The sequence below is a fragment of the Pseudomonas sp. AC252 genome (assembly GCF_979258105.1).
This window is the reverse complement of record NZ_OZ409837.1, coordinates 1,604,739-1,619,562: the sequence shown is the minus strand read 5'-3', so window position 1 is coordinate 1,619,562 and position 14,824 is coordinate 1,604,739. Positions and strand designations below refer to the sequence as shown.

At 60.3% G+C, this 14,824-nt stretch carries 13 protein-coding genes; 10 read left to right on the top strand and 3 right to left on the bottom strand.

Translation table 11 applies throughout. The features are described from left to right. Positions 1–110: 110 nt before the first annotated feature. On the top strand, positions 111–1,412 hold the full coding sequence (gene argA / locus ACZZZ4_RS07550; RefSeq protein WP_016772647.1) for an amino-acid N-acetyltransferase: 1,302 nt from the start codon (positions 111–113) through the stop codon (positions 1,410–1,412). A 139-nt stretch (positions 1,413–1,551) separates the two neighbouring features. Here argA and tauA read toward each other — a convergent pair whose 3' ends face one another. Then, on the bottom strand, positions 1,552–2,541 hold the full coding sequence (gene tauA, locus ACZZZ4_RS07545; protein WP_463549258.1) for a taurine ABC transporter substrate-binding protein: 990 nt from the start codon (positions 2,539–2,541) through the stop codon (positions 1,552–1,554). 364 nt (positions 2,542–2,905) lie between these two features. Between tauA and ACZZZ4_RS07540 the strand changes: the two genes are divergently transcribed. The 8 genes from ACZZZ4_RS07540 (at position 2,906) to ACZZZ4_RS07505 (ending at position 10,247) form a co-directional block, all read left to right on the top strand. Beyond that, on the top strand, positions 2,906–4,249 hold the full coding sequence (locus ACZZZ4_RS07540; RefSeq protein ID WP_039757452.1) for an OprD family porin: 1,344 nt from the start codon (positions 2,906–2,908) through the stop codon (positions 4,247–4,249). A gap of 291 nt (positions 4,250–4,540) precedes the next feature. Continuing rightward, complete coding sequence (locus ACZZZ4_RS07535; RefSeq protein WP_024014725.1) at positions 4,541–5,179, top strand: peroxiredoxin; 639 nt, start codon at positions 4,541–4,543, stop codon at positions 5,177–5,179. A 321-nt stretch (positions 5,180–5,500) separates the two neighbouring features. After that, on the top strand, positions 5,501–6,094 hold the full coding sequence (gene ssuE, locus ACZZZ4_RS07530) for an NADPH-dependent FMN reductase (RefSeq protein ID WP_463547551.1): 594 nt from the start codon (positions 5,501–5,503) through the stop codon (positions 6,092–6,094). A gap of 89 nt (positions 6,095–6,183) precedes the next feature. After that, complete coding sequence (locus tag ACZZZ4_RS07525; RefSeq protein WP_041476876.1) at positions 6,184–7,158, top strand: sulfonate ABC transporter substrate-binding protein; 975 nt, start codon at positions 6,184–6,186, stop codon at positions 7,156–7,158. A gap of 25 nt (positions 7,159–7,183) precedes the next feature. After that, a complete protein-coding gene (gene ssuD, locus ACZZZ4_RS07520) occupies positions 7,184–8,332 on the top strand; it encodes an FMNH2-dependent alkanesulfonate monooxygenase (protein ID WP_463547550.1) in 1,149 nt (382 codons plus the stop codon). 9 nt (positions 8,333–8,341) lie between these two features. Next, complete coding sequence (gene ssuC, locus ACZZZ4_RS07515; protein WP_463547549.1) at positions 8,342–9,124, top strand: aliphatic sulfonate ABC transporter permease SsuC; 783 nt, start codon at positions 8,342–8,344, stop codon at positions 9,122–9,124. After that, entirely contained in the window at positions 9,121–9,927 is an 807-nt protein-coding gene (gene ssuB / locus ACZZZ4_RS07510) for an aliphatic sulfonates ABC transporter ATP-binding protein (protein WP_463547548.1), read from the top strand. Before ssuC ends, ssuB begins: the two co-directional genes overlap by 4 nt. Positions 9,928–10,031: 104 nt before the next feature. Further along, positions 10,032–10,247 (top strand): TOBE domain-containing protein, encoded by a 216-nt coding sequence (locus ACZZZ4_RS07505; protein ID WP_003229256.1) that lies wholly within the window; start codon positions 10,032–10,034, stop codon positions 10,245–10,247. Between the two features lie 167 nt (positions 10,248–10,414). On the opposite strand, the gene ACZZZ4_RS07500 is transcribed toward ACZZZ4_RS07505, so the two are convergent. Together ACZZZ4_RS07500 and ACZZZ4_RS07495 are read right to left on the bottom strand one after the other, a co-directional pair. Then, the gene (locus tag ACZZZ4_RS07500) at positions 10,415–11,041 is read right to left on the bottom strand and encodes a TetR/AcrR family transcriptional regulator (RefSeq protein ID WP_039757467.1); all 627 of its coding nucleotides are present in this window, start codon (positions 11,039–11,041) and stop codon (positions 10,415–10,417) included. Positions 11,042–11,326: 285 nt separating this feature from the next. After that, positions 11,327–12,703, bottom strand: coding sequence for a glutamine synthetase family protein (locus ACZZZ4_RS07495; protein WP_039757469.1), 1,377 nt, complete (start codon positions 12,701–12,703; stop codon positions 11,327–11,329). Positions 12,704–13,430: 727 nt separating this feature from the next. On the opposite strand from ACZZZ4_RS07495, the gene ACZZZ4_RS07490 reads away from it, so the two are divergent. Beyond that, positions 13,431–14,789, top strand: coding sequence for a glutamine synthetase family protein (locus tag ACZZZ4_RS07490; protein WP_016772658.1), 1,359 nt, complete (start codon positions 13,431–13,433; stop codon positions 14,787–14,789). Positions 14,790–14,824: the final 35 nt, after the last annotated feature.

Below are 14,824 nucleotides of genomic sequence, written 5' to 3'. Positions count from 1 at the left end.
TGAGGAGAGCGCGCGTGTCGCCAAGCCTGTTCCGACGATAACCATCAGCCCGCTGTGCGTTTTTCGTTTCGCCCCTTTTTTCGGCTGCTCTTTATTACAGGCCCAGGTTCATGCCCGAATACGTCAATTGGCTCCGCCACGCGTCTCCTTACATCAATGCCCACCGCGATTGCACCTTCGTCGTCATGCTGCCCGGCGACGGCGTCGAGCATCCGAATTTCGGCAACATCGTCCACGACCTGGTCTTGCTGCACAGCCTCGGCGTGCGCCTGGTGCTGGTGCACGGTTCGCGCCCGCAGATCGAAACCCGCCTCGCCGCCCGTGGCCTGACCCCGCATTACCATCACGGCATGCGCATCACCGATGCCGCAACGCTGGAGTGTGTGATCGATGCGGTCGGCCAGTTGCGCATCGCTATCGAAGCGCGGCTGTCGATGGACATGGCCTCGTCGCCGATGCAGGGCTCGCGTCTGCGCGTGGCCAGCGGCAATCTCGTCACCGCGCGGCCGATCGGCGTGCTGGAAGGTGTCGACTATCACCACACCGGCGAAGTGCGTCGGGTCGATCGCAAGGGCATCAACCGCCTGCTCGACGAGCGCTCGATCGTGCTGCTGTCGCCGTTGGGCTATTCGCCGACCGGCGAGATCTTCAACCTCGCCTGTGAAGACGTCGCCACCCGCGCCGCGATCGATCTGGGCGCGGACAAGCTGCTGTTGTTCGGCGCCGAACTCGGCCTGATCGACGAGAACGGCAAACTGGTGCGCGAACTGCGCCCGCAACAAGTGCCAGCCCATTTGCAGCGTCTGGGCATGAGCAACTATCAAGCGGAGTTGCTCGATGCCGCCGCCGAAGCTTGCCGTGGCGGCGTGGCGCGCAGTCATATCGTCAGTTACGCCGAAGACGGCGCGCTGCTGACCGAGCTATTCACCCGTGACGGCGGCGGTACGCTGGTCGCGCAGGAGCAATTCGAATTGGTGCGCGAGGCGGCGATTGAAGACGTCGGTGGCCTGCTCGATCTGATCAGTCCGCTGGAAGAGCAGGGCATTCTGGTGCGTCGCTCGCGGGAAGTACTGGAGCGAGAGATCGAGCAGTTCAGCGTGGTCGAGCGTGAAGGAATGATCATTGCTTGTGCGGCGCTGTATCAGATTGCCGATTCCGATGCTGGCGAGCTGGCGTGTCTGGCGGTGAATCCGGAGTACCGCCACGGCGGCCGCGGTGATGAGTTGCTCGAACGCATCGAAACCCGGGCGCGAGCGCAGGGGTTGAAAACCCTGTTCGTGCTAACCACCCGGACGGCGCACTGGTTCCGCGAGCGCGGGTTCGAGCCAAGCAGCGTAGAACGCCTGCCAGCAGCGCGGGCATCGCTGTACAACTATCAGCGCAACTCGAAGATCTTCGAAAAGACTCTCTGAACAACAGCGAGGTCTCCTGTGGCGAGGGGATTCATCCCCGCTGGGTCGCGTAGCGGCCCCCTGTGTTTTCACCTGAAAACGCAAGGGGACTGCTGCGCAGTCCAACGGGGATAAATCCCCTCACCACAGGGTTCTGCATTCAGTCAGTGATGAATTTAGCGCTGACGTACGGCGAGTAATCCGGCAGCACCGTCTCGACCTTGCCCTGTTCCTTCAAGAATTTCGCCGTTTCGGCAATGGCCTTCGCGGTGCCGCCGTCCAGCAGCGCCGTGGTTTGCTGCGCCTGCGCGTCGGGGAATGCCGAACCGGCCAGCAGTTCCGGTACATCCGCCGCATTGGCGCCGGTCAATTTGGCGATTTTCTGCACAGGCACCGAGTCCGCCGTCCAGCTGTCCTTGTGCGCGGCGTAATCAGCGAACGAGTCCAGGGTGACCACGGCAAACTTGGCCACGACCTCGGGATGCTTCTCGGCAAAGTCCTTGCGCGCCACCCACACTTCGAAGGTCGGCGCGCCCCACTGGCCGACTTGGGCAGCATCGGTCAGGGTCTTGCCGGTCTTGCGGATCTCGCCCAGCGCTGGTGACCAGACAAACGCCCCGTCGATGTCGCCGCGCTTCCACGCGGCGGCGATCTCGGCCGGTTGCAGATTGACCACTTTGACTTGCGAAGTCGTCAGGCCCCAGTGCTTCAGCGCCCCAAGCAGACTGTAGTGCGAGGTCGACACGAACGGCGTGGCGATGGTTTTACCGATCAGATCCTGCGGCTTGTCGATGCCGCTGCCGTTGCGCACCACCAAGGCTTCGGCGGCATTGATCTGCGCCGAGACGATGAAAGCCACGATCGGTAAATTGCGCGAGGTAGCCGCTGCCAAGGGACTCGAGCCGAGGTTGCCGATCTGTACGTCGCCAGAAGCAATGGCTGTCACTACTTCCGGGCCGCTGTTGAAGCGTCGCCAGTCGATCTTTTCGCCGATGGTTTTTTCATAGACACCATCGGCCTGCGGCACTTTGCTCGGATCAATCCCGGTCTGGTAGCCGACCGTCAGACCGGCGGCATGTGCGGAAAAACAAAACAGTGCCGACACACAAACTGTAACAAATTGACTTGATAGTGCGCGTTTCGCCATGATGCGTCGCCTTTTCGATGGGATTTGCCGTGTTGGGAGTACGGCAAAGCTAATCGATCTAAAAAAAGGTCAACAAATACCATTTAGGAATGAGCTTAGGCGCCGATACGCTGTTTCCCAGCGCGGATGGCCATTAATGGGCCATATGCCTGAATGGCATGAAAAAGAACGAATAAATTCTTTTTGGGTTTATCAGGAAGTCTTTACGCTGCAGGGACCAAATCACTCGCGATTAGACGATGGTCGTAGACATACAAGGTTACGATTGACTTGGCAGTCACGGTCTGGCGCTAATCGCGAATCTTAGGATTCAGGGCAAATCGACCCCGAACCAGGAACACAAGAATTAGAACGAGAGGAGCGATACATGAACAAGTCTACCTTGGCCCTGGCTGTGGCCGTTGGGGTTATGGCGCAGCAGGCAGGCGCCGCCGGTTTCATCGAAGACAGCAAGGCTACTCTGGGTCTGCGCAACTTCTATATCAACACTGACAACCGTGACGGCGCTGGCGCCAACAAGAACGAAGAGTGGGGTCAAGGCTTCGATCTGCGTTTCATCTCCGGTTACACCCAAGGCACCGTAGGTTTCGGTCTCGACGCCATCGGCCTGCTCGGCATCCGTCTTGATTCGGGCGGCGGCACCAACGGCAACAGCGGCACCGCTTACGGCGGCACCGTGTTCCCGAGCGAGTCCAACGGTAAAGCCGTGGACAACTTCTCCAGCCTGGGTCTGACGGCCAAAGCCAAGATCTCCCAGACTGAATTGAAGCTCGGCACCCTGCAGCCGAAACTGCCAGTCATCGTCACCAACGACGGCCGCCTGCTGCCACAAACCTGGCAGGGCGGTCAGATCACTTCCGGCGAGATCAAGGACCTGACCCTGGTCGGTGGTCAGATCGAAGCGGTAAAAGGTCGTAACTCCAGCAACAACGAAAACCTGTCGATCGGCGGCGCCAACACCCGCGGCACGGCTTTCCGTGACAGCAACAAGTTCATCTACGCCGGTGGTGACTACAAGATCACCAAAGACCTGACTGCCCAGTACTACTACGGCAACCTGGAAGATTTCTACAAGCAGCACTTCCTCGGTCTGGTACACAACTGGTCGATCGGCCCGGGTGTGTTGAAGTCTGACCTGCGTTACTTCAACAGCTCCGACGACGGCAAGAATGGCACTGACTCGGCTTACTACAGCTCGGGTAACTACACCGGTTTCCGTAACGGCCGTGGTGAAGTCGACAACAACCTGTACAGCGGCCTGTTCCTGTACACCGTTGCCGGTCACACCTTCGGTGGCGGTTACCAGGTTTCCAACGGCAGCAGCGACTTCCCTTGGCTGAACCAGGGTGACGGTTCGTCGAACTACACCATCACCGATATGCAGATCCAGAAGTTCGGTCGTGCCGGTGAGAAAACCTGGCAGGCTCGCTACTCCTACGACTTCGCCAAGGTCGGCGTACCTGGCCTGACCGCCGGTGTGGTTTACCTGAAAGGTGACAGCATCGACACCGTGGGCACCAATGGTCGTGAGAGCGCGTCGAACCGCTCCGAGTGGGAACGCGACTTCACCATCGGTTACGTAGTACCGGAAGGCCCGTTCAAGAACGTCGGCCTGATGTGGAAAAACGCTGTATGGCGCACCGACCTGCCGAACACCCGTTCGCAGGATGAAAACCGCCTGATCGTCAGCTACTCGATCCCGCTGCTGTAATCACGCGGCTCGACACGCAGACAAAAAAGCCCCGTCCGGCATCGCGCCGGACGGGGCTTTTGCGTTTCGAGTCAGGCTCACCCCCGTAAGCCCTTCTCGATTTCCCTCTTTGCTGCAACTCAAGGCCTTCTCGAACCTTGCGTTGGATGTTCGTCGCGATGCCGGTCGGTGTCCAATGAACAGATGTTTAATATTCATTAATGATCTAGATATCTAGTTATTTATTCTTTTTCACGCTGACCGATCACGAGCTACAGTTGTTGTCTCCCATCCCTCATCAGGAGCAGCACCATGAGCCTCAGACTCGGCGACATCGCCCCCGATTTCGAACAGGATTCCAGCGCCGGCAAGATTCGTTTCCACGAATGGCTGGGCGATAGCTGGGGTGTGCTGTTTTCCCATCCGGCGGATTTCACTCCGGTGTGCACCACCGAGCTGGGTTTCACCGCCAAGCTCAAGGATGAATTCAGCCAACGCGGCGTCAAGGCCATCGCGCTGTCGGTCGACCCGGTGGACTCGCACCACAAGTGGATCGAGGACATCAACGAAACCCAGAACACTATCGTCAACTTCCCGATCCTGGCCGATGCCGATCGCAAGGTCTCCGATCTTTACGACCTGATCCATCCGAACGCCAATGACACGTTGACCGTGCGTTCACTGTTCGTGATCGATCCGAACAAGAAGATCCGCTTGACCATCACCTACCCGGCGAGCACCGGGCGCAACTTTCACGAGATTCTGCGGGTGATCGACTCGCTGCAGCTCACCGACAACTACAAGGTCGCCACTCCGGCCAACTGGCAGGACGGTGAAGAGGTGGTGATAGTGCCGTCGCTCAAGGATGAGGACGAGATCAAGCAGCGCTTCCCGAAAGGCTATCGCGCGGTGAAGCCGTACCTGCGCCTTACGCCGCAGCCGAACAAATAAGTCAGTGAGATTTTGATCGTTCCCACGCTCTGCGTGGGAATGCCGCCCGTGACGCTCCGCGTCACAGTGGACGCGGAGCGTCCATGGATTCATTCCCACGCAGAGCGTGGGAACGATCTTCGTGTGACTACAACGCAGGGGATTTCCGGCCGTTTCGACGGCCTTTTTTTTCGCCTGAATTCTGTCCGTCCGCATATCTCTTAAATGCATAACCAAATGAATAAATATGATTTATGGATATATAAATCAGCTGGTAAGGTCACTGCCATTGAAGCGAGATCGCAGCCTGCGAATCGCCTGTAACGCTTAAAGGAATCTGCAATGCTGGTCGTCTCACTCGGTGGCAGCCCCAGCCTGCGCTCCCGTTCCGGGGTGCTGCTGGAGCGTGCGCAACGCTGGTTGCAACAGCAAGGGGTGGAAGTGGTGAGTTATCAGGTACGGGATTTCCCGGCCGAGGATCTGCTCCACGCCCGCTTCGACAGCCCGAAGGTCCTCGACCTGCTGCAACAGATCGCAAACGCCGACGGCCTGCTGATCGCCACGCCGGTGTACAAGGCCTCGTTTTCCGGAGCGCTGAAGACCCTGCTGGATCTGCTCCCCGAGCGTGCGTTGAATCACAAGATCGTCTTGCCGATGGCCACCGGCGGCAGCATCGCCCACATGCTGGTGGTCGATTACGCCCTCAAGCCTGTGCTGTCGGCACTCAAAGCGCAGGAAATGCTTCAGGGCATTTTCGCCGAGGACAGCCAGATCGCTTACGGCGAAGGCAGTGCCACCGCGCAACTGGCGCCGGCCCTGGAGCAGCGCTTGCACGAGGCCCTGGACCAGTTCATCGGCGCCATGGCGCGCCGGCCGAAACCGCTGGAGCCGGGCCTGCTGAACGAACGTTTGTTGAGTGCTCGCTGGAGCATTTAAGCCTCATCGAAATTTGAAGTACTGGCCTTACTCGCCCGCCAACGGGCAAGCAGGTGCAGCCAAAACCCAACAGCAAAAAGGAGAGCGCTATGCGCACTGTATTTTTGCGTCGTGGTCTGGTCGCTCTGTTTGCTGCGGCTGTCACCTTCGGCGCCATCACCCAAGCTCAAGCCGAGACATTGCGGATCGGTTATCAGAAGTACGGCACGCTGGTGCTGCTCAAAGCCAAGGGCACGCTGGAAAAACGTCTCGCCGCGCAAGGCGTCGATGTGCAATGGACCGAGTTTCCCGGTGGCCCGCAACTGCTTGAAGGCCTTAATGTCGGCTCGATCGATTTCGGCGTGACCGGCGAAACCCCGCCGGTTTTCGCTCAAGCTGCCGGCGCTGATCTGCTCTACGTTGCCTACGAACCGCCAGCGCCGAACAGTGAAGCGATCCTTGTGCCGAAAGACTCGCCGATCAAATCGGTGGCCGATCTCAAGGGCAAGAAAGTCGCCCTGAACAAGGGCTCCAACGTGCACTACCTGTTGGTGCGTGCACTGGAAGACGCCGGTCTCAAGTACAGCGACATTCAAACCGTATTCCTGCCGCCAGCCGATGCCCGCGCCGCGTTCGAGCGTGGCAGTGTCGACGCCTGGGTCATCTGGGATCCGTACCAGGCCGCTGCCGAGAAACAACTGCAAGCGCATACCCTGCGTGACGGCAAAGGCATCGTCGACAACCACCAGTTCTACCTCGCGACCAAACCTTACGCGCAGAAAAATCCCGAGGTGATCAAGACCCTCGTCGAAGAAGTGCGCGCGGTGGGCGAATGGTCGAAAGCCAATCCCGAAGACGTGACGCAACAAGTCGCGCCGCTGCTCGGCCTGCCGGCTGACATCACCCTGACCTCGGTGAAACGCCAGGGCTACGGCGCGTTGTTCCTGACCCCGGAAGTGGTGGCCGCGCAACAGAAAATCGCCGACACGTTCTTCCAGCTCAAGCTGATTCCCAAGCCGTTGAGCATCAAAGATGTGATCTGGACCCCGCCGGCCGCTGTGGCCCAAAGCTCTCAAGCCCAGTAATTCGAATCCACAAGGAGACCACTCCATGAGCCTCAATATCTTCTGGTTCCTGCCTACCCACGGCGACGGCCATTACCTTGGCACCGCCGAAGGCGCCCGCGCGGTTGATCACGGTTATCTGCAACAGGTCGCCCAAGCGGCGGATCGTCTGGGTTTTGGCGGTGTGCTGATTCCCACCGGGCGTTCCTGCGAGGACTCATGGCTGGTCGCGGCCTCGCTGATTCCGGTCACCCAGCGTCTGAAATTCCTCGTCGCCCTGCGCCCCGGGATCATTTCCCCGACGGTCGCGGCGCGGCAGGCAGCGACGCTGGATCGTTTGTCGGGCGGCCGTGCGCTGTTCAATCTGGTCACCGGTGGCGATCCGGAAGAACTGGCCGGCGACGGTCTGTTCCTCAACCATGAAGAACGCTATCAAGCCTCGGTGGAATTCACCCGCATCTGGCGCCGTGTGCTGGAAGGCGAAACCGTCGATTACGACGGCGAGCACATCAGCGTGAAGGGCGCCAAGCTGCTCTATCCGCCGATCCAGCAACCGCGTCCGCCATTGTATTTCGGTGGTTCTTCGGAAGCGGCGCAGGATCTGGCCGCCGAACAAGTGGAGATGGTCCTGACCTGGGGCGAGCCGCCGGCCGCAGTGGCCGAGAAGATCGCACAAGTCCGGGCCAAAGCCGCCAAACTCGGCCGTACCGTGCGCTTCGGCATTCGTCTGCATGTGATCGTCCGTGAAACCAACGCCGAAGCCTGGCAGGCGGCGGACCGGCTGATCTCGCATCTGGACGACGACACCATCGCTCGCGCTCAGGCTTCGCTGGCGCGTTTCGATTCGGTCGGCCAGCAACGCATGGCCGCGCTGCACGGTGGCAACCGCGACAACCTTGAAGTCAGCCCGAACCTCTGGGCCGGCGTCGGTCTGGTGCGTGGCGGTGCCGGTACAGCGTTGGTCGGCGATGGCCCGACCGTGGCAGCGCGGGTCAAGGAATATGCGGATCTGGGCATCGACACCTTCATCTTCTCCGGTTATCCACACCTCGAAGAATCGTATCGGGTGGCCGAGCTGCTGTTCCCACACCTCGACGTCGAACGCCCGGAACTGCCGAAGAGCGCCGGTTATGTGAGCCCGTTCGGCGAGATGGTCGCGAACGACATCCTGCCCAAAGCCGCATCGCAGAGCTGAGGCGCGGCCATGAACAAATTTATCCACAGCCTCGCGCCTTGGGCGTTGCCGGTGTTGCTGCTGGCGGTGTGGCAGCTGTCGGTGTCGGCGGGCTGGTTGTCGACGCGGATTTTGCCGGCGCCGGTGGCGGTGATTGAAGCCGGTGTCAGTCTGGTACGCAGCGGCGAGATCTGGACGCACCTGGCGATCAGCGGCTGGCGCGCGGCACTCGGTTTCGCTATCGGCGGTAGCATTGGCTTGGTGCTGGGTTTTATCACCGGCCTGTCGAAGTGGGGCGAGCGCCTGCTCGACAGCTCGGTGCAGATGATCCGCAACGTGCCGCATCTGGCGCTGATTCCGCTGGTGATCCTGTGGTTCGGCATCGACGAGTCGGCGAAGATTTTCCTCGTCGCGCTGGGCACCTTGTTCCCGATTTACCTGAACACGTATCACGGCATCCGCAACGTCGACCCGGCGCTGGTGGAGATGGCGCGCAGTTATGGCTTGAGCGGTTTCAGCCTGTTCTGGCAGGTGATTCTGCCGGGTGCGCTGCCGTCGATTCTGGTCGGCGTGCGCTTCGCCCTGGGCTTCATGTGGCTGACGCTGATCGTCGCCGAAACGATTTCGGCCAGCTCCGGCATCGGCTATCTGGCGATGAACGCCCGCGAATTCTTGCAGACCGACGTGGTGGTGCTGGCGATCCTGCTTTACGCGGTCCTCGGCAAACTCGCCGACCTCGCCGCCCGTGGACTTGAACGTGTGTGGTTGCGCTGGCATCCGGCCTATCAGGTTGCCAAAGGAGGTGCGGCATGACCGCTCAACAACCTCCACGCCTGTTGCGCGGGATTCCACTGGCGGTGCGCAACCTGCAAAAAACCTTCGGCGCGCGCCAGGTGCTGCGCGACATCGATCTGCACATTCCGGCGGGGCAATTCGTCGCCGTGGTCGGGCGCAGCGGTTGTGGCAAGAGCACGTTCTTGCGCTTGCTCGCCGGCCTCGATCAACCCACTGGCGGCGACCTCCTCGCCGGCTCCGCAGCGCTCAGCCAGGCGCGCGATGACACGCGATTGATGTTCCAGGAAGCGCGGCTGCTGCCGTGGAAAAGGATCATCGACAACGTCGGTCTTGGCCTCAAGGGCAACTGGCGCCAGCAAGCGCTGGATGCACTGGAAGCAGTGGGTCTGGCTGATCGCGCCAATGAGTGGCCGGCGGCGTTGTCCGGCGGACAGAAACAGCGTGTCGCCCTGGCGCGGGCGCTGATCCATCAACCGCGTCTGCTGCTGCTCGACGAACCGCTCGGCGCATTGGATGCACTGACCCGCATCGAGATGCAGCAACTGATCGAACGGCTGTGGCAGCAACACGGTTTTACCGTGCTGCTGGTGACCCATGACGTCAGTGAAGCGGTGGCGATTGCCGATCGGGTGATTCTGATCGAGGACGGCGAAGTCGGCCTCGACCTGCACGTCGAACTGCCGCGCCCCGGGGTGCGTGGCTCGCATCGCCTCGCCGCACTGGAAACCGAAGTGCTCAACCGTGTTCTGTCCCTGCCCGGCGAACCGCCGGCGCCGGAACCCGTTTCACCCCTGCCTACGCAATTGCGTTGGGCGCAATGACGCAGCTGCAAGCTACAAGCTACAAGCTGCAAGTAGAAGCACTGCTTTTACTTGCCGCTTGTAGCTTGCCCCTTGCAGCTTATTTCGACCTCAGGAGAAATATCATGACTATCAAAGCCATCAACGTGCGCAACCAGTTCAAAGGCTCGATCAAGGAAATCGTTCTCGGTGACGTGCTGTCGGAAATCGACGTGCAGACCGCTTCGGGCATCGTTACTTCGGTGATCACTACCCGCTCGGTCAAGGAGTTGGAGTTGGTCGTGGGTAGCGAAGTGATCGCCTTTGTGAAATCCACCGAGGTGTCGATCGCCAAGTTGTGAGCCGATGAGCAAGAAACAACCCCGGAGGGTGTGAGCCCTGCGGGGTTTTTTGTGCCTGTCGATCGTTCCCATGCTCCGCGTGGGAATGCCTCTAGGGACGCTCCGCGTCCAGTGACGCGGAGCGTCACGGGCTGCATTCCCACGCAGAGCGTGGGAACGATCATGTCTCAGCGCTTGGGTAGATACGGCGGTAGGTACAACCCGATATAGGCATCAAACACCCGCATCCCTTCCTCGGCCATGCGCGAGGTGATCTGTCCGTGTTGCTGCACCGAACGTGCATACACCCGGTCGCCGAGTTCCATCGCCAGGGCAAACACATCGACATCGTCCGGCAGCCTCGGCAACTCGAAATGCTGGTCGAACAGCTTGTGCATCAGGTCGCCCAGTTCGAGGTCGTGCTGGCGGTCAGCCTGGGTCACTTCGGTCAGGCCGTGTTGCGCCAGGATCAATTGCCGTGCGGCCGCATCCTGGTCGTAGATCTCGAGCATGCGCTGTTCGACCAGTCGCGACAGGTCACGCCAGTCACGCAACGCATCGTGATCGATCGGCGCTTGCAGGCAAGCACGAAATGCTGCGTGGACATCGGCGGTCAGCGCTTCGAGCAGCGCCGGGACGCTGGCGAAGAAGTGATACACGGAGGAGGGCGGAATCTGCGCGCGCTCGGCGACGCTGTAGATCGACAGACTGGCCACGCCCTCGGCCGCCAGCAGCGTGCGTGCGGCATCGAGTATCGAATCGATCCGCGCCTGACTGCGGGCACGGGGTTTGCGGACGGTGGCGGGACGCGTCATGGAAGTCTCCTGCGGGGCAGCGGGCATTGTACGAGGCGGTTCCTGTGTTGTCTGCCAGTACCCTGTGGCGAGGGGATTTAGCGAATCGTCGCACCGCCCCGTTCGGCTGCGCAGCAGTCGTAAACCCTGAGAGCCGGGTATTCCTGACACACCGAGTGGGATGGATTTGGGGCTGCTTCGCAACCCAACGGGGATAAATCCCCTCGCCACAGGTTTTGTGTTCGGCCATAAAAAAACGCCGCTGGCTGAATCAGCCAACGGCGTTTTCCTGAAACTGCAATCCGCTTAAACGGTATGCAGATACCAGTTGTACTCAAGGTCGGAGATGGAGTGTTCGAATTCCTCCAGCTCGCTTTCCTTACAGGCGACGAAGATATCGATGTACTTCGGATCGATGTACTTGGCCATCACCTCGCTGTCGTCCAGCTCGCGCAGGGCATCGCGCAAGTTGTTCGGCAGGCTCTGTTCGTTCTGTTCGTAGCTGTTGCCTTCGACAGGCGCGCCCGGTTCGATCTGGTTGACCAGGCCATGGTGCACGCCGGCCAGTACCGAAGCCATCAGCAGGTACGGGTTGGCGTCGGCGCCGGCCACACGGTGCTCGATACGTACGGCATCGGCCGAGCCGGTCGGTACGCGGATCGCCACGGTGCGGTTGTCCAGGCCCCAGCACGGCGAGTTCGGTACGTAGAACTGCGCGCCGAAGCGACGGTAGGAGTTGACGTTCGGGCAGAGGAAAGCCATCTGCGCCGGCAGGGTCTCGAGCACACCGCCGATCGCGTGACGCAGCGCGGCGTTCTGCTCGGGATCCTCGCTGGCAAAAATGTTTTTGCCGGCTTTGTCCAGAATCGAAATGTGTACGTGCAGACCATTGCCCGCCTGGCCCGGATACGGCTTGGCCATGAAGGTGGTGTCCATTTCATGGTCGTAGGCGATGTTCTTGATCAGACGCTTGAGCAGGACGGCGTAGTCGCAGGCCTTGATCGGGTCGGCGACGTGGTGCAGGTTCACTTCGAACTGCGCCGGGGCACTTTCCTTGACGATCGCATCGGCCGGGATGCCTTGCTCTTTGGCACCTTCCAGAATGTCCTGGAGGCAGTCGACGTATTCGTCGAGGTCGTCGATCAGGTAGACCTGCGTCGAGTGCGGGCGTTTGCCGGAGATCGGCGAGCGTGGCGGCTGTGGACGGCCGTTCACGTTTTCCTGGTCGATCAGGTAGAACTCGAGTTCGAAGGCGGCGCAGATGGTCAGGCCGAGCTCGTCGAACTTGGTCACCACTTGGCGCAGCACTTCACGGGGATCGGCGAAGAACGGATCGCCTTCGAGTTCGTGCATGGTCATCAACAGCTGCGCGGTCGGGCGCTTCTGCCATGGCTCGTTGCACAGGGTATCGGGGATCGGATAGCAGATACGATCGGCGTCGCCGATGTCCAGGCCCAGACCGGTGCTTTCCACCGTGGAGCCGTTGATATCCAGGGCAAATAGAGAGGCCGGCAGGTTGATGCCTTTCTCGTAAACCTTGTGGAGGCTGGTGCGTTCAATGCGCTTGCCGCGCACCACACCATTCATATCCGCAATCAGAAGGTCAACGTACAGAACCTCAGGATGTTCCTTAAGGAACGCGTTCGCTTCGTTAAGCTGAACGGCACGCGGGGGTACCGACATGATGCAACACCTTTGTTGTTAAAAATATCAATCATTGATCTTTTCTGGTTTCAGTCAACCCGAACGGCCTGCCGAAGTCAAGCGAGGCCTTTTTTGCCCCGAAAAAGCGCTTGAGGGGCATTTATGGGGCACTTTGGGGCGTTTTTTCCAACCTTGAACGTTGCTCAGCTGCGGGCTTGAGCAGGCCGTGTTGTATTTTTTACGGGGGTGTTGTGTAAAAAAATGAACAAGGCTAAGCTCCGGTCAAACCCATAACAGCAATAATACCGGGGTGCTTCATGTCTCGCCTGCCGTTAATCGGCATCACCGACTGCTCGCAACAGTCCGGTCTGCATGCTCATCACATCAGTGGCGATCCATCCGTCCGTAGCGCAGCCAGCAAGGCGCGCAGCCTGTCGACGAGACTCTCGTCAGCATCGGGAAAAACGGCAGCGTCCGATATTCTGGACGTCGGACACAGCATCCGCTTTATGGCGTCTCCTTCCACTATAGAACTCTTTCCCTCCCAAAGCCCGTGCCGCACTCAGCGTCGTGCCTGTGATTCTGCACGTTTGCAAAGTGCACGGGAAATGCAACGCCAGCGTCAAGGGCAGGTAAGCTCCTCTTTCATTGTCTATGCGCGGTGCCAGGCGTAAGCCGGCACTGCGCGAGCAAGCCCCTTTAACGCGACGCCGCAAGCGTCAAAATTGCCTGACATTGCGTCAGGAGACTCAGCCCAGAGGCATTTATGAGTAACAACCTCGACCAGCTCACCGATTGGTTGAAAGACCGCAAGATCACAGAAGTCGAATGCATGATCGGCGACTTGACCGGGATCACCCGGGGCAAGATTTCGCCGACCAACAAGTTCATCGCCGAGAAAGGCATGCGTCTGCCGGAGAGCGTGCTGCTGCAGACCGTGACCGGCGACTACGTCGAAGACGACATCTATTACGAACTGCTCGACCCGGCCGACATCGACATGATCTGCCGTCCCGACCAGAACGCCGTGTACCTGGTGCCGTGGGCCATCGAGCCGACCGCGCAGGTGATCCACGACACCTACGACAAGCAAGGCAACCCGATCGAGCTGTCGCCGCGCAACGTCCTCAAGAAAGTCTTGAAGCTGTATGCCGACAAGGGCTGGCAGCCGATCGTCGCGCCGGAAATGGAGTTCTACCTGACCAAGCGCAGCGACGACCCCGACTATCCGTTGCAGCCGCCGATCGGCCGCTCGGGCCGTCCGGAAATCGGTCGACAGTCGTTCTCCATTGAAGCGGCGAACGAATTCGACCCGCTGTTCGAAGACGTCTACGACTGGTGCGAATTGCAGGAGCTGGACCTCGATACGCTGATCCACGAAGACGGCACGGCGCAGATGGAAATCAACTTCCGTCACGGTGACGCGCTGTCGCTGGCCGACCAGATCCTGGTGTTCAAACGCACCATGCGTGAAGCCGCGCTCAAGCACGACGTGGCGGCGACGTTCATGGCCAAGCCGATGACCGGCGAGCCGGGCAGCGCCATGCACCTGCACCAGAGCATCATCGACATTCAGACCGGCAAGAACGTCTTCTCCAACGAAGACGGGACGATGAGCCAACTGTTCCTGCACCACATCGGTGGTTTGCAGAAGCTGATCCCCGAGCTGTTGCCGCTGTTCGCGCCGAACGTCAACTCGTTTCGCCGCTTCCTACCGGACACTTCGGCACCGGTGAACGTCGAGTGGGGCGAGGAGAACCGCACCGTTGGCTTGCGCGTGCCGGATGCCGGCCCGCAGAACCGTCGCGTGGAAAATCGCCTGCCGGGCGCCGACGCCAACCCGTACCTGGCGATCGCTGCCAGCCTGCTCTGCGGCTACATCGGCATGGTCGAGGGCCTGAATCCGAGCGCGCCAGTGGTCGGTCGTGGATACGAGCGCCGCAACCTGCGCCTGCCGCTGACCATCGAAGACGCGCTGGAGCGCATGGAAAACAGCGCGACCATCGAGAAGTACCTCGGCAAGACCTTCATCACCGGCTACGTCGCGGTCAAGCGGGCCGAGCATGAAAACTTCAAGCGCGTGATCAGTTCCTGGGAGCGTGAGTACCTGCTCTTCGCCGTCTGATACGCCGGGCGCGGCGGCCAGCCGTCGCGCCTTCA